This window comes from Cupriavidus sp. 291-E7, from assembly GCF_057798835.1.
The window spans coordinates 88,643-103,142 of the sequence record NZ_JBYOJV010000018.1 but is presented as its reverse complement, the minus strand read 5'-3'; the positions used below and the strand labels follow the sequence as shown (position 1 = coordinate 103,142).

Here is a 14,500-nt window from a genome sequence, read left to right as displayed (position 1 = left end):
GGACACACTCACGACCATGAGAGAGGGATCCTGATGCGAATTGACAAACTCACCACCCGGTTCCAGGAAGCGCTGGCTGAAGCGCAAAGCCTGGCACTGGGCCACGACAACCAGTACATCGAACCCCAGCACCTGCTGCGCGCGCTGCTGAGCCAGGACGACGGCTCGGCGCGCACGCTGCTGTCGCGTGCCGGCGTCAACGTGAACGGCCTGCAGACCGCGCTCGACGCGGCGATCAAGCGGCTGCCCCAGGTTCAGGGGACCAATGAGGTACAGGTTGGACGCGACCTCAACAATCTGCTCAATGCCACCGAAAAGGAAGCCATCAAGCGCGGCGACCAGTTCATCGCCAGCGAGCTGTTCCTGCTCGCCGTGTCCGACGACAAGGGCGACACGGGACGCATTGCCCGCGAAAACGGCCTCTCGCGCAAGTCGCTGGAAGCGGCGATCACGGCCGTGCGCGGCGGTGACAACGTCAACAGCGCCGATGCCGAATCACAGCGCGAAGCGCTGAAGAAATACACCGTGGACCTGACCGAGCGGGCCCGCGCGGGCAAGCTCGACCCTGTGATCGGGCGCGATGACGAAATCCGCCGCGCGATCCAGATCCTCCAGCGCCGTACCAAGAACAATCCGGTACTGATCGGCGAACCGGGCGTGGGCAAGACCGCCATCGTCGAAGGGCTGGCGCAGCGCATCGTCAACGGCGAAGTGCCGGAGACACTCAAGAACAAGCGCGTGCTGGTGCTGGATATGGCCGGACTGCTGGCCGGCGCGAAGTATCGCGGCGAGTTCGAGGAGCGTCTGAAGGCGGTGCTGAGCGACGTGGCCAAGGACGAAGGCCAGACCATCGTCTTTATCGACGAGATCCACACGATGGTGGGTGCGGGCAAGGCCGAAGGCGCGATCGATGCGGGCAACATGCTCAAGCCGGCGCTGGCGCGTGGCGAGCTGCACTGCATCGGCGCCACCACGCTGAACGAATACCGCAAGTACATCGAGAAGGACGCCGCGCTGGAGCGCCGCTTCCAGAAGGTGCTGGTGGACGAGCCGAGCGTGGAGTCGACCATCGCCATCCTGCGCGGCCTGCAGGAAAAGTACGAGCTGCACCACGGCGTCGAGATCACCGACCCGGCTATCGTGGCCGCGGCGGAGCTGTCGCATCGGTACATCACGGACCGCTTCCTGCCCGACAAGGCGATCGACCTGATCGACGAGGCCGCCGCGCGCATCAAGATGGAAATCGACTCGAAGCCCGAGGCGATGGACAAGCTCGAGCGCCGCACGATCCAGCTCAAGATCGAACGCGAGGCGGTGAAGAAGGAAACCGACGAGGCATCGCGTAAGCGCCTGGAGCTGATCGAGCAGGAAATCTCGCGGCTGGAAAAGGAATACGCGGACCTGGACGAAATCTGGCGCGCCGAGAAGGGCGCCGCCCAGGGCGCGGCCGCGCTGAAGGAAGAGATCGAGAAGATCAAGCTCGATATCTCGCGCCTGCAGCGTGAAGGCAAGCTCGACAAGGTGGCCGAGCTCCAGTACGGCAAGCTGCCGGCGCTGGAGGGCAAGCTGCAGGCCGCGAACAAGGCCGAAGCCAGCGAGCAGAAGCAGCCGAACAAGCTGCTGCGCACGCAGGTCGGGGCCGAGGAAATTGCCGAGGTCGTCAGCCGTGCCACCGGTATCCCGGTGGCCAAGATGATGCAGGGCGAGCGCGAGAAGCTGCTGAAGATGGAAGATCGGCTGCACCAGCGCGTGGTGGGGCAGGACGAGGCCGTGCGGCTGGTGTCGGATGCCATCCGCCGCTCGCGGGCCGGGCTGTCGGACGAGAACAAGCCGTATGGTTCGTTCCTGTTCCTGGGGCCGACGGGTGTGGGCAAGACCGAGCTGTGCAAGGCGCTGGCCGAGTTCATGTTCGATTCGGAAGAGCACCTGATCCGCATCGACATGAGCGAATTCATGGAGAAGCACAGCGTGAGCCGGCTGATCGGCGCGCCGCCGGGCTACGTCGGGTATGACGAAGGCGGCTACCTGACCGAGGCCGTGCGCCGCAAGCCGTACGCGGTGATCCTGCTCGACGAAGTCGAAAAGGCCCACCCGGACGTGTTCAACGTGCTGCTGCAGGTGCTGGACGATGGCCGCCTGACCGACGGCCAGGGCCGGACCGTGGACTTCAAGAACACGGTGATCGTGATGACGTCGAACCTGGGTTCCCAGATCATCCAGGCGATGAGCGGGGAGCCGCAGGAAGCGGTGAAGGGCGCGGTCTGGCAGGAGGTGCGCACGCATTTCCGCCCCGAGTTCCTGAACCGGATCGACGAGGTGGTCGTGTTCCATGCACTCGATCAGAAGAACATCGAGTCGATCGCGCGGATCCAGTTGGCACGCCTGCAATCTCGCCTGGCGCGTATGGATATGACGCTCGACGTCAGCGAAACGGCGCTGGAGAAGATCGCCAGCGCGGGCTACGATCCGGTGTTCGGGGCGCGTCCGCTGAAGCGTGCGATCCAGCAACAGATCGAAAACCCGGTGGCCAAGGCCATCCTGGAAGGCAAGTTCGCCGCCAAGGATGTGGTGCCGGTGGACTATGTGGACGGCGAGTTCACATTCGGCAGGCTGGTCCACTAAGCGGACCGGACCGCCATCGTTTCGCACCCGGAAACGGAAAAGGACCTCCCAGGAGGTCCTTTTTTTTGCGGCAGAATACTGGCTCTGCCCGATTCCCACACCCTGGAGCAATCTCATGGCTCACGGCGAGCACAAGTACCACGTCAGCGTGGAATGGACCGGCAACCGCGGCACCGGCACCACCGGCTACCGCGCCTACGGGCGTGACCACACGATCCGGGCCGGCGAGAAGCCCGCCATTCCGGGTTCGTCCGATCCTGCCTTCCTGGGCGATGCCAAGCGCTGGAATCCCGAAGACCTGCTGGTGGCTTCGGCCTCCGCGTGCCACAAGCTCTGGTACCTGCACCTGTGCTCGGACGCCGGCATAGCGGTTCTGACCTACACGGACGAAGCCGAGGGCACGATGACGGACGGGCCGCAGGGCGGGCGGTTCTCCGAAATCGTCCTGCACCCACGGGTGACCATCCGCGCCGGCGACGACGTCGAGAAGGCCGCGCATCTGCATCATGTGGCCCACGAAAAGTGCTATATCGCCAACTCGGTCAACTTTCCGATCCGCTGCGAAGCGGTCATCGGAACGGCCGCCGCATAAGCTCCCGGGCGGCGGGCTGATGCCAACGCGCATCAGTTTTCATCAGTTTTCCCGTGTTTGACAGCCGGTTGACCTGCGTCAATTTAGGATTTCGAGCGGATAGCTAATATTTGAACCGTCATGGAGATGCGGGGGCGCTCTTCATGACTTGTCTACCCGTTTCCGGAATGGAAACTTGACCCGCAGCGCAACTCCGGTGCTGCGGGTTTTTTCTTTTCCGGCCCCAGAATGCGTGCTTCCCGGCATGCCTATATTCCCGTCCGATCTTATGCAGAAAACGTGCTTGGATCGGCGAAACCATTCGTTCCGTTCAGATAGCCCCACCGGTAGCCTGTCTCCCTGACAGAAGCCCGGCCATATGAAGGCCGGGACGATTCACGACAACTCTGACGGGAGCAACCGAAGATGATCCGCAAGCTGGCCCTGGGCCTCGCAGTACTGTCCGCAATCGGCGCCGCACCGGCCGCCCTGGCCAATACCAACCTGCTGAACGTTTCTTACGACCCCACGCGCGAGCTGTATGTCGACGTGAACGCTGCTTTCGCCAAGGCCTACAAGGCCCAGGGTGGCGATACCGTGCAGATCCGCCAGTCGCATGGCGGCTCGGGCAAGCAGGCGCGCTCGGTGATCGACGGGCTGGACGCCGATGTGGTCACGCTGGCGCTGGGCTATGACATCGACGCCATCGCGGAGAAAGGCCTGATCAAGCCGGACTGGCAGAAGCGCCTGCCGCACAACGCATCGCCGTACACGTCGACGATCGTCTTTCTGGTGCGCAAGGGTAACCCGAAACATATCAAGGACTGGAACGACCTGGTGAAGCCGGGCGTGCAGGTCATCACGCCGAACCCGAAGACGTCGGGCGGCGCCCGCTGGAACTACCTTGCCGCGTGGGGCTACGCGCTGCGCCAGCCGGGCGGCAATGATGCCAAGGCCAAGGATTTCGTCGGCCAGCTGCTGAAGAACGTGCCGGTGCTGGACTCCGGCGCGCGCGGCGCCACGACGACGTTCGTTGAACGCGGCCTGGGCGATGTGCTGATCGCCTGGGAGAACGAAGCCATCCTGGCCATCAAGGAACTGGGTCCGGACAAGTTCGACATCGTCGCGCCGTCGGTCTCGATCCTGGCCGAGCCGCCGGTGGCCGTGGTTGACAAGGTGGTGGACAAGAAGGGCACGCGCAAGGCCGCCGATGCGTACCTGCAGTTCCTGTACACCGACGAGGGTCAGGAGATCGCGGCGAAAAACTACTATCGCCCGATCTCGGAGAAGGTGGCTGCCAAGTACGCCGCCAACTTCCCGAAGGTGAAGCTGTTCACGATCGACGAAGTATTCGGCGGCTGGGCAAAGGCCCAGAAAGCCCACTTTGCCGACGGCGGTTCGTTTGACCAGGTGTACCAGCCTGGCAAGCGGTAATCACGATGCCGGGGCGGCACGGTCCGATGCCTGCCACCCCGGCGCGCCCGATGAAGGAGCCTGAGATGTCCGCTGTCCGCCGAGCTGTGTCCTCCCGCATCGCGATGAAGCGATGTCCCGCCTGACCTGAAGTTTTCCGAAGCATGACGTGTCCGTATGCCGCTCGATGAGCCGGCAGGGCGTCGTGTTGCCGCAGATTTCGCTCCATCGCTTTCCGCCATCGAGGAACCCAGAACATGACATCGACCAACTCCGCCTCCTTCCGGCCGCATTCGTTGCGCCGCCGCCTTCTGCTTGGCGCGATCGTGATCGCCACCGGCCTGGTCTACGGCCTGGTGGCAACGCCCGCCAGCGCGCAGTCGCAGACCGTGAATCCGAAGCAGCTGCGTATTGGCTACCAGAAGTACGGCACGCTGACGCTGCTCAAGGCGCGCGGCACGCTGGAAAAGCGTCTTGCGCCGCAAGGTATCACCGTGAAGTGGACGGAATTTCCCGCCGGCCCGCAATTGCTGGAAGGGCTGAACGTCGGCGCGATCGACTTCGGCACGGTCGGCGAGGCGCCGCCGATCTTCGCCCAGGCCGCCGGCGCGCAACTGGCCTATATCGGCAATGAGCCTCCCGCACCGACATCCGAAGCGATCGTCGTGCCAAAAACGTCCACGCTGAAGTCGGTATCCGATCTGCGTGGCAAGCGCGTGGCGCTGAACAAGGGCTCGAACGTGCACTATCTGCTGGTGCGCCAGCTGGAGAAAGCCGGCATTCCTTGGAGCGATATTCAGCCGGTCTACTTGCCGCCCGCCGACGCGCGTGCCGCGTTCGAGCGCGGCGCGGTGGACGCCTGGGTGATCTGGGACCCGTTCCTGGCCGCCGCGGAAAAGCAGCTTGGCGCGCGCGTGCTGGTCGACGGCCGCGATGCCAGCGGCAAGAACGTGGTCAGCAACCACCAGTTCTATCTGGCGTCCCGCCCCTATGCGAATGCCCGCCCGGATGTGGTCGGCGTCATCCTCGACGAACTCGCCCAGCTTGGTCAGTGGGCTGAGAAGAATCCGAAAGATGCAACCCAGTTCCTGGCCAAGGAAACCGGCCTGGACACCAGCGTGCTCGACCTCGCCGTATCCCGTTTTGCTTATGGCGCGAAGCCGGTGACCGCCGAGGTGCTGGCCGAGCAGCAACGCATTGCCGACGCATTCGTAACGCTGAAGCTGATTCCGAAACCGATCAAGGTGGCCGACGCCGCCTGGCAGCCGCCCGCAGCCGCTTCGGCAACCGCGCAGCGCTGATCCGACCCCCGAAGAACAAGAGGCACGACATGCAAGTATTCTGGTTCATCCCCACGCACGGCGACAGCCGCTACCTTGGCACGTCGGAAGGCGCGCGCGAAGTCAGCTTCGATTACCTGAAGCAGATTGCCGTCGCCGCCGATACGCTTGGCTACGAAGGCGCGCTGATCCCGACCGGCCGCTCGTGTGAAGATCCGTGGGTGGCGGCCTCGGCGCTGGCCGCCGTCACGCGCCAACTGAAGTTTCTGGTTGCCGTGCGTCCGGGTTTGATGACGCCAACGCTGGCCGCCCGCATGGCCGCCACGTTCGACCGCATCTCGGGCGGCCGTCTGCTCGTGAATCTGGTGACCGGTGGCGACGTGGCCGAACTGGAAGGCGACGGCCTGTTCCTCGATCACGCGGCGCGCTACGAGGCATCCTCCGAATTCATCCGCATCTGGCGCGACGTGCTGGCCGCGAGTCACGACAACGGCGACGTCAGCTTCGAAGGCAAGCACATCACCGTGAAGGGTGCGCGCGTGCTGTACCCGCCGGTGCAGCGTCCACATCCGCCGGTGTACTTCGGCGGATCGTCGGCGGCCGCGCACGACCTGGCCGCCGAGCAGGTAGAGGCGTACCTGACGTGGGGCGAACCCCCGTCCGAGGTGGCGAAGAAGATTGCCGATGTGCGCGCCCGGGCCGCGAAGCATGGCCGCACCGTGCGCTTTGGCATCCGCCTGCACGTGATCGTGCGCGAAACGGAAGCAGCGGCGTGGGCCGCCGCCGACGAACTGATCAGCCGGCTCGACGATGAGACCGTCGCGCGTGCGCAGGCCGTCTTCGCGAAGATGGATTCCGAAGGCCAGCGACGCATGGCCGCGCTGCATGCGGGCGGCACCAGCCGGACGCGCGAGGCGCTGGAAATCAGCCCGAACCTGTGGGCCGGCGTGGGGCTGGTGCGCGGTGGCGCGGGCACGGCCCTGGTGGGCGACCCCAAGACCGTCGCGGCGCGCATCGAGGAATACGCGGCGCTGGGCATCGATACGTTCATCTTCTCGGGCTATCCGCATCTGGAGGAGGCATACCGGTTCGCCGAGCTGGTATTCCCGCTGCTGCCGCGCAAGGTACGCGACAAGCTGCCGGGACAAGTGCTGTCGGGACCGTTCGGCGAAGTGATGGCCACGGGCATCGTGCCACGTGCATCGCAAAGCTGAGGAGGCGTTCGACTATGGCCGATTCCTCATCAAAAAAGAGCGTGGCGCAGATCGTGGCGCCGTGGGTGGTGCCCGTGCTGCTGATCGTGGTCTGGCAGGCCGCGTCGCAACTGGGCTGGCTGTCGAACCGCGTCTTGCCGGCGCCGCTGGCGGTGGTGGAGGCCGCTTGGTCGCTGGCGGTGTCGGGGGAGTTGTGGCGGCACGTATGGGTCAGCACGTGGCGCGCGTTGATCGGGCTGGCGGTCGGTGGCGGCCTTGGGCTGGTGCTGGGGTTGCTGACCGGCACGTTCCGCACGGCGGCCACGCTGCTCGACAGCACGCTGCAGATGGTGCGCAACATTCCCACGCTGGCATTGATCCCGCTGGTGATTCTGTGGTTCGGCATCGACGAGACGGCCAAGCTGTTTCTGGTGGCGCTGGGCGTGTTTTTCCCGGTCTACCTGAATACGTACCACGGCATTCGCGCGGTGGATCCCGGCCTGGTCGAGATGGCGCGCAGCTATGGATTGTCGGGTTTTCGTCTGTATCGGGAGGTCATCCTGCCCGGCGCGCTGCCGAACATCCTCGTGGGTGTGCGTTTTTCGCTGGGCCTGATGTGGGTGATTCTGATCGTGGCAGAGACCATCTCGGCGCAGTCGGGCATCGGCTACATGACGATGAACGCGCGTGAATTCCTGCAAACCGATGTCGTGCTGGTTGGCATTCTGCTCTACGCACTGCTGGGCAAGCTGGCCGACGTGCTGTCGCGTGCGCTGGAGCGTTTCTGGCTGCGCTGGCATCCCGGCTATCAGGCCAGCTGAGACGGACTGAAGGAGATATCCATGCAAACGCTATTTCCCGTGGAACAGGCCGCGCTCGCGTGGGCGGAGCGTGATCTTGCCCGGCGTGAAGCCGCGCGCAACGAAGAACGCCAGCCGACGGTGACCGGTGGCATCGCACTGCACGTGCGGCAGGTGGTCAAGCAGTACAACGGCCGCGAGGTGCTGCACGGCATCGACCTCGATGTGACACCCGGCGAGTTCGTGGCGATCGTTGGACGCAGTGGTTGCGGCAAGAGCACGCTGCTGCGGCTGGTGGCGGGTCTGGAGCCGGCCGATGCCGGCGCGGTGCTGCTCGATCGCCAGCAAGGCCGAACACTGCAGGACAGTATTCGCGTGATGTTCCAGGATGCACGGCTGTTGCCTTGGAAGCGTGTACTCGACAACGTCGCGCTGGGCTTGCCGCGCGAGCGCCGCGGCGATGCCGAGGCGGTGCTGGCACAGGTGGGCCTGGCCGACCGTGCCGGTGAATGGCCCGCGCGGCTTTCCGGTGGGCAGCGCCAGCGCGTGGCCCTGGCACGTGCGCTGGTCCATCATCCGCGTCTGCTATTGCTCGATGAACCGCTTGGCGCGCTCGATGCGCTCACGCGGATCGACATGCAGGCGCTGATCGAATCGCTGTGGCGCCGGCTCGGTTTCACGGCGCTACTCGTCACACACGATGTGTCGGAGGCCATTGCGCTGGCGGACCGCGTGGTGCTGATCGAGGATGGCCGCATTGCACTTGACCAGCGCGTGCCGCTGGACCGGCCGCGCCAGCGCGGATCGGCGGCGTTTGCGCAACTCGAAGATGCCGTGCTGCGTCGCGTGATGCAGCAGCCATCGAACGTCTCTGAACCATCAACGAATCTTCATGCCCGGGCCGCCGAGGAGCTTCTATCATGAGCAATCAGGCGAACCGCGTGCATCGACATGGACATCACCATGACCAACGCTTCCGCACTTGAACGCTATCTTGAAACGCTTCCGCGCGAGCCCGCGCCCGGCCGTGAGCTGTGGCGCGACGCGCGCGGCCAGGTGCAAGGCCAGTATTTCAACTGCTCGCTGACCAGCGCGTTCGATCCGCTTGTCACGCTGACCGACCGCGAGGTGGTGGCCCACGAAGGATCGATCCGTACCTACGCGGACGATGGCGTGGGTCTGGCTGCGTGGAAACTGTTTGCGATGGCAGCGGACGATGCATCGCTGGTGTCGCTCGATCGTCTCTCGCGCCTGGTGCATGCAATCAACTATTTCGCCGCACACGGCGAACGCAAGCTCGTGCTCAACGTGCACAACCGGCTGCTTGCCGCCGTGGCCGACGATCACGGCGCGGCATTCCGGCGCGCGCTGGAGTCGCTGGGCCTGCCGATCGACCGTTTCGTGATTCAGGTGCCTGCCAGCGCCAACGATGATCTGCCACTGTTGCTGCACGTAGTGGGAAATTACCGCCGTAACGGTTTTGCCGTGAGCCTGCAGGCATCCGACCCCGCCGAGGCCGGTGCGTTGATGGCGCACGCGCTGCCTGACTGGCTCAAGCTCGATATGCGGCGGACCTGGACCGATCGCCAGCTGGCCGGCCTGCGTGCCAGCGCGGAAGGTGCCGGCGTCACGCTGATCGGACGGCGTCTGCAGAACGACGAGGCCGTGGAGCGGCTGCAGAACGCCGGCATCGTGCTGGGGCAGGGCGAGGCCGTGGCTGGCGCGCCGGTGCCGGCACGGCAATTGCATGAACCGCTTCAGGCGGGTAGTACCTGATAAGAACTGAACAACAAGGCGCGAACGCGCCGGGCGAAGAGAAGGAGAGCGTATGGCAGCATCGACTCTATCGGGCGGCGTTGCGCGCGTGGAAGTGCCGCGTGGGCTGCAGATCCTGACCGTACCTGGCCTGCATGGCAGCGGCCCGGCGCACTGGCAGAGCCGCTGGGAGGCGTTATATCCGGACTGGCAGCGGATCGAGCAGCACGACTGGGGGCGACCCAGTCTGCCGCTCTGGGCGGAGCGCGTGTCGGAAGGGGTGTCGCGCGCGCTGCGCGTGGCGTCGCGCGGGGCGGTGCTGGTGGCACACAGCTTCGGCTGCCTGGCCACGCTGCGGCAGGCTTCGCTCGATCCGGTAGGCATTGCCGGTGCGCTGCTCGTGGCGCCGGCGGACCCCGACAAGTTCGGCGTCAGTTCCCTGTTGCCGACCTGGCGGTTGCCATTTCCGACGGTGCTCGTCGCCAGCACCAACGATCCGTGGATGTCGCAGCGTACGGCCTTCAGTTGGGGCACGCTATGGGGCAGCGAGCTTGTGGACGCCGGCGCGCTCGGCCACATCAACGCGGATTCTCAGCTCGATACATGGCAGCAGGGGCAGGCATTGCTCGCCACATTGCTGCAGCGGATCGACTCCGAAGGGCGCATTCTCCACTTGGGAGATGGAACGGATACCTGGGAAGCCTCCGCGGAAGTCGCCCAGTCCACCCCTTATATCTAAAACGTCTAAGAAAATTCGGAAAGATTCGTTCTGTTTATAAGGGCGCATCTGCAAAATTTGTCTCGTACCCCGGCGCGTTATGCGTCGGATTCATAAGACGAGACACCCATGCCACCCTCGATTTCCCTGGCCGATGCGCCGCCGCCAACGGCGCCTGCCGTGCAGCAACGGCTTCCAGCCAGCCAGCGTTTCACCGTGCTGCCCGGCTTTGGGCTGTCGCTGGGCTTCACGATCTTCTATCTGACGCTGATCGTCCTGATCCCGCTGTCAGCGGTTTTCCTCAAGACGTTCACCCTGACCTGGGATGGATTCTGGGCGACCGTGAGTAATCCGCGCGTGGTGGCATCGCTGGAACTGAGCTTTGGCGCATCGTTCGTGGCGGCGATCGTCAATACGGTGTTCGGCCTGATCGTGGCCTGGGTGCTGGTGCGCTACCGGTTCTTCGGCAAGCGTTTCATCGACGCCCTGGTCGACCTGCCGTTTGCGCTGCCTACCGCCGTGGCCGGTATCGCGCTGACCGCGCTGTTCGCCGGTAATGGCTGGCTCGGGCGCTGGCTGGAGCCGCACGGGATCAAGGTGGCGTTCACGCCGCTGGGCGTAGTGGTGGCGCTGACGTTCATTGGTTTGCCGTTCGTGGTGCGCACGGTGCAGCCGGTGCTGGAGGATGTGGAGCGCGAGCTGGAAGAGGCGGCCGCCAGCCTCGGTGCGTCGCGGCTGCAGACGTTCTTGCGCGTCATCCTGCCGGCCATCCTGCCTGCGCTGCTGACCGGCTTTGCGTTGTCGTTCGCGCGGGCCACTGGCGAGTACGGTTCGGTGGTCTTTATCTCCGGCAACATGCCGATGGTGTCCGAGATCGCGCCGCTGATGATCTATTCGAAGCTGGAGCAGTACGACTATGCCGGTGCCACTGCCGTGGCCGTGGTGATGCTGATGATTTCGTTCGTGCTGCTGTTGCTGATCAACCTGCTGCAAGCCTGGACGCGACGCCATCAGACCGGTGCCCGCGCCGCCGCGCTGCCCGACGGTAACCCGGAGGTGAACTGATATGGCCGGCGCTGTTTCCCGCCTGGGCGCATCGGCCGCCCGGCATCCGCAAGACGCCACGGGCGAGTCTCCGTGGGTGCGCTATACGCTGATTTCGGTGGCAGTGCTGTTCCTGGCGCTGTTCCTGTTCATCCCTCTGGTGTCGGTGTTCTATGAAGCGCTGCGCAAGGGCGCGGACACATACCTGGCCGCGCTGGTCGAACCCGATGCCGTGGAGGCCATCAAGCTGACACTGACCGTGGCGGCCATCGCGGTGCCGCTGAACGTGGTGTTTGGCGTGGCCGCTGCGTGGGCGATTGCCAAGTTCGATTTCCGCGGCAAGAACCTGCTGATCACGCTGATCGATCTGCCGTTCTCGGTTTCGCCCGTGATCTCGGGCCTGATCTATGTGCTGATGTTCGGCGCGCAGGGCTGGTTCGGCCCGTGGCTGGAAGCGCACGACATCAAGATCATGTTTGCGGTGCCCGGCATCGTATTGGCCACGATTTTCGTGACGTTCCCGTTCGTGGCCCGCGAACTGATTCCGCTGATGCAGTCGCAGGGTAGCGAAGAGGAAGAAGCCGCCATCGTGCTGGGTGCGTCGGGCTGGCAGACGTTCTGGCGCGTGACGCTGCCGAACATCCGCTGGGGCCTGCTGTATGGCGTGATTCTGTGCAACGCGCGGGCGATGGGCGAATTTGGCGCGGTGTCGGTGGTGTCGGGCCATATTCGCGGCCTGACCAACACGATGCCGCTGCACGTGGAAATTCTCTACAACGAGTACAACTTTGCGGCCGCGTTTGCGGTGGCGTCGCTGCTGACGCTGCTCGCGCTGGTCACGCTCGGTATCAAGACGCTGGTCGAGATTCGCGCCAGCCGTGAACTGCAATCGGAAGGGCAGCCATCATGAGCATTCAGGTCAGAAACGTACAGAAGCGCTTTGGGGACTTCGTCGCGCTCAACGACGTATCGCTGGACTTCGCCGAAGGGGAGCTGACGGCGCTGCTGGGACCCTCCGGCTGTGGCAAGACCACGCTGCTGCGCATCATCGCAGGTCTGGAACGCGCCGATGCGGGCCAGGTGGTGCTGGCCGGGCTGGATGCATCCACGCAGCACGTGCGTCAGCGCAACGTCGGCTTCGTGTTCCAGCACTACGCGTTGTTCAAGCACATGACCGTGTTCGAGAACGTGGCGTTTGGCCTGCGCGTGAAGCCGCGCGCCGAGCGTCCCTCGGAAGCCAAGATCCGCGAGAAGGTGAAGTCGCTGCTGGAACTGGTGCAGCTCGACTGGCTGGGCGACCGCTATCCGTCCCAGCTTTCGGGCGGCCAGCGGCAGCGGATCGCGCTGGCCCGCGCGTTGGCGGTGGAGCCGCGCGTGCTATTGCTCGACGAACCGTTTGGCGCGCTCGACGCCAAGGTCCGCAAGGAACTGCGCCGCTGGCTGCGCCGTCTGCACGATGAGCTGCACGTGACCAGCGTGTTCGTGACGCACGACCAGGAAGAAGCGCTCGAAGTGGCCGACCAGGTAGTGCTGATGAACCGCGGCAGCGTGGAACAGTTCGGTACGCCGGAAGCGGTCTACAACCATCCGGCCACGCCGTTCGTGTTCGGCTTCCTTGGCAACGTGAACCTGTTTCACGGCCGGCTCGAAGTGGGCGACAGCGGCGGCCTGCTGCATACCGGCGAAGCCGTCCTGCCGGTGGTGGGCAGTGGCTTCGAGACGGCTGGCGATGCCGTGGCGTATGTGCGCCCGCACGACCTGGAGCTGGAACGCTACGCGCCGGGCACCGATGGCATTGCCGTGACGCTGCGCCGTGCACTGACGCTGGGCCCGGTGGCCCAGCTGGAACTCGAACGCGAAGACAACCAGGACGTGATCGAGGTGGCGCTGCCGCTCGAACGCTTCCGGCACCAGGGCTTCCGTGAGGGGGAACTGCTGGCGGTGCGTCCACGCCAGCTGCGCGTCTTCAATCGCGGTACCACGACACAAGAACAAGGGGTGGCACGATGAACTTCCAGCAATTGCGATCGATCCGGGAGGCGGTGCGCCGCCAGTTCAACCTGACTGAAGTGGCCAATGCGCTGTACACGTCGCAGCCGGGCGTGTCGCGTCAGATCCGCGAGCTTGAGGAAGAACTGGGCGTCGAGATCTTCGAACGCTATGGCAAGCGGTTGACCGGCCTGACCGAGCCGGGCCGCGAGATCGTGCGCATCGTCGAACGCCTGCTGCTGGAAGCCGAGAACCTGCGCCAGGCCGGCGACGAGTTCGCGGGGCGCCATACCGGCCGCCTGACCGTGGCCACCACGCACACCCAGGCGCGCTATGCGCTGCCGAAGGTCGTGCAGAGCTTCCGGCGCGAATATCCGCACGTCACGCTGGCGCTGCAGGAAGCGTCGCCGTCGCACATCGTGGAGCTGCTGCTGACGGGGCAGGCCGATATCGGCATCGCCACCGAGGCCGTGGCAAGCGAAGCCGGCCTGACGTCGTTCGAGGCGTATAGCTGGCAGCACGTGATCGTGGTGTCGCCCGACCATCCGCTGACGCGCCTGCCCGAGCCGACGCTCGAGGATCTGTGCAATTTCCCGATCATTACGTACGACGCCGGCTTCACGGGCCGCCGCAAGATCGACGGCGCGTTTGCCGATGCCGGGCTGCAGCCGGAGATCGTGCTGACGGCGATGGACGCCGACGTGATCAAGACGTACGCGGAGCTGGACCTGGGCGTGGGCATCATCGCGTCGATGGCGTATGACCCGCGCAAGGACGCCAGCCTGGTGCGCATCTCGGCGGACCATCTGTTCTCGCCCAACACCACCAGCGTGGCCGTGCGGCGCGGGGCTTACCTGCGCGGTTATGCCCATGCGTTCATCAACATGTTCGCGCCACATCTGTCTCGGGACACCGTTTCCACGGCGCTGGCCGAAGCGTCGAGCCGGCTGGCCGTGGCCGCCTGAGTCCCTTCGTCTTTTCAAACGCGCGTTCCGCTTTCCAGTCGCGGAACCGCACCTCTCGCGCCGCCCGGCACCAGTTCGTCGCACGGCGCTTTTCTCTCGTCCCGCTCCGGCGTAAAGTGCCGTTCATCGTGGTACCCCGGAAGAGACCGA

At 65.0% G+C, this 14,500-nt stretch carries 13 protein-coding genes; all 13 read left to right on the top strand.

The annotated features are described in order from the left end of the window. Positions 1-33: 33 nt before the first annotated feature. Positions 34-2,622 (top strand): ATP-dependent chaperone ClpB, encoded by a 2,589-nt coding sequence (gene clpB / locus AC3FLX_RS26285; RefSeq protein WP_488700275.1) that lies wholly within the window; start codon positions 34-36, stop codon positions 2,620-2,622. Between the two features lie 115 nt (positions 2,623-2,737). Further along, on the top strand, positions 2,738-3,214 hold the full coding sequence (locus tag AC3FLX_RS26280; RefSeq protein ID WP_488700274.1) for an OsmC family protein: 477 nt from the start codon (positions 2,738-2,740) through the stop codon (positions 3,212-3,214). Positions 3,215-3,619: 405 nt separating this feature from the next. Next, positions 3,620-4,627, top strand: coding sequence for a sulfate ABC transporter substrate-binding protein (locus AC3FLX_RS26275; RefSeq protein ID WP_488700273.1), 1,008 nt, complete (start codon positions 3,620-3,622; stop codon positions 4,625-4,627). A gap of 236 nt (positions 4,628-4,863) precedes the next feature. Beyond that, positions 4,864-5,907 (top strand): sulfonate ABC transporter substrate-binding protein, encoded by a 1,044-nt coding sequence (locus tag AC3FLX_RS26270; RefSeq protein WP_488700272.1) that lies wholly within the window; start codon positions 4,864-4,866, stop codon positions 5,905-5,907. 29 nt (positions 5,908-5,936) lie between these two features. Then, entirely contained in the window at positions 5,937-7,100 is a 1,164-nt protein-coding gene (gene ssuD / locus AC3FLX_RS26265; protein WP_488700271.1) for an FMNH2-dependent alkanesulfonate monooxygenase, read from the top strand. A gap of 14 nt (positions 7,101-7,114) precedes the next feature. After that, on the top strand, positions 7,115-7,900 hold the full coding sequence (gene ssuC, locus AC3FLX_RS26260) for an aliphatic sulfonate ABC transporter permease SsuC (RefSeq protein WP_488700270.1): 786 nt from the start codon (positions 7,115-7,117) through the stop codon (positions 7,898-7,900). Positions 7,901-7,921: 21 nt separating this feature from the next. After that, positions 7,922-8,803 carry an ATP-binding cassette domain-containing protein gene (locus tag AC3FLX_RS26255; RefSeq protein WP_488700269.1) on the top strand — a complete coding sequence of 294 codons (882 nt, stop codon included), beginning with the start codon at positions 7,922-7,924 and terminating at the stop codon, positions 8,801-8,803. 39 nt (positions 8,804-8,842) lie between these two features. Continuing rightward, positions 8,843-9,655, top strand: a complete 813-nt coding sequence (locus AC3FLX_RS26250) for an EAL domain-containing protein (RefSeq protein WP_488700268.1) — start codon at positions 8,843-8,845, stop codon at positions 9,653-9,655. A 52-nt stretch (positions 9,656-9,707) separates the two neighbouring features. Continuing rightward, positions 9,708-10,373 carry an RBBP9/YdeN family alpha/beta hydrolase gene (locus tag AC3FLX_RS26245; protein ID WP_488700267.1) on the top strand — a complete coding sequence of 222 codons (666 nt, stop codon included), beginning with the start codon at positions 9,708-9,710 and terminating at the stop codon, positions 10,371-10,373. Positions 10,374-10,481: 108 nt separating this feature from the next. After that, positions 10,482-11,417 carry a sulfate ABC transporter permease subunit CysT gene (cysT, locus tag AC3FLX_RS26240; protein WP_488700266.1) on the top strand — a complete coding sequence of 312 codons (936 nt, stop codon included), beginning with the start codon at positions 10,482-10,484 and terminating at the stop codon, positions 11,415-11,417. 1 nt (position 11,418) lies between these two features. Continuing rightward, positions 11,419-12,306, top strand: coding sequence for a sulfate ABC transporter permease subunit CysW (gene cysW / locus AC3FLX_RS26235; RefSeq protein WP_488700265.1), 888 nt, complete (start codon positions 11,419-11,421; stop codon positions 12,304-12,306). Then, positions 12,303-13,406 (top strand): sulfate/molybdate ABC transporter ATP-binding protein, encoded by a 1,104-nt coding sequence (locus tag AC3FLX_RS26230; protein ID WP_488700264.1) that lies wholly within the window; start codon positions 12,303-12,305, stop codon positions 13,404-13,406. Before cysW ends, AC3FLX_RS26230 begins: the two co-directional genes overlap by 4 nt. Beyond that, positions 13,403-14,350: a CysB family HTH-type transcriptional regulator gene (locus tag AC3FLX_RS26225; protein WP_488700263.1), complete on the top strand. Its 948-nt coding sequence runs from the start codon at positions 13,403-13,405 to the stop codon at positions 14,348-14,350. Before AC3FLX_RS26230 ends, AC3FLX_RS26225 begins: the two co-directional genes overlap by 4 nt. Positions 14,351-14,500: the final 150 nt, after the last annotated feature.

Bases quoted from the DNA above. Each gene is read 5' to 3' on its own strand.
- AC3FLX_RS26280 (WP_488700274.1), top strand. From the start codon at position 2,738: ATGGCTCACGGCGAGCACAAGTACCACGTCAGCGTGGAATGGACCGGC.
- AC3FLX_RS26230 (WP_488700264.1), top strand. From the start codon at position 12,303: ATGAGCATTCAGGTCAGAAACGTACAGAAGCGCTTTGGGGACTTCGTC.
- clpB (WP_488700275.1), top strand. From the start codon at position 34: ATGCGAATTGACAAACTCACCACCCGGTTCCAGGAAGCGCTGGCTGAA.
- AC3FLX_RS26250 (WP_488700268.1), top strand. From the start codon at position 8,843: ATGACCAACGCTTCCGCACTTGAACGCTATCTTGAAACGCTTCCGCGC.
- AC3FLX_RS26225 (WP_488700263.1), top strand. From the start codon at position 13,403: ATGAACTTCCAGCAATTGCGATCGATCCGGGAGGCGGTGCGCCGCCAG.
- AC3FLX_RS26245 (WP_488700267.1), top strand. From the start codon at position 9,708: ATGGCAGCATCGACTCTATCGGGCGGCGTTGCGCGCGTGGAAGTGCCG.
- cysT (WP_488700266.1), top strand. From the start codon at position 10,482: ATGCCACCCTCGATTTCCCTGGCCGATGCGCCGCCGCCAACGGCGCCT.
- ssuD (WP_488700271.1), top strand. From the start codon at position 5,937: ATGCAAGTATTCTGGTTCATCCCCACGCACGGCGACAGCCGCTACCTT.
- AC3FLX_RS26255 (WP_488700269.1), top strand. From the start codon at position 7,922: ATGCAAACGCTATTTCCCGTGGAACAGGCCGCGCTCGCGTGGGCGGAG.
- ssuC (WP_488700270.1), top strand. From the start codon at position 7,115: ATGGCCGATTCCTCATCAAAAAAGAGCGTGGCGCAGATCGTGGCGCCG.
- AC3FLX_RS26270 (WP_488700272.1), top strand. From the start codon at position 4,864: ATGACATCGACCAACTCCGCCTCCTTCCGGCCGCATTCGTTGCGCCGC.
- cysW (WP_488700265.1), top strand. From the start codon at position 11,419: ATGGCCGGCGCTGTTTCCCGCCTGGGCGCATCGGCCGCCCGGCATCCG.
- AC3FLX_RS26275 (WP_488700273.1), top strand. From the start codon at position 3,620: ATGATCCGCAAGCTGGCCCTGGGCCTCGCAGTACTGTCCGCAATCGGC.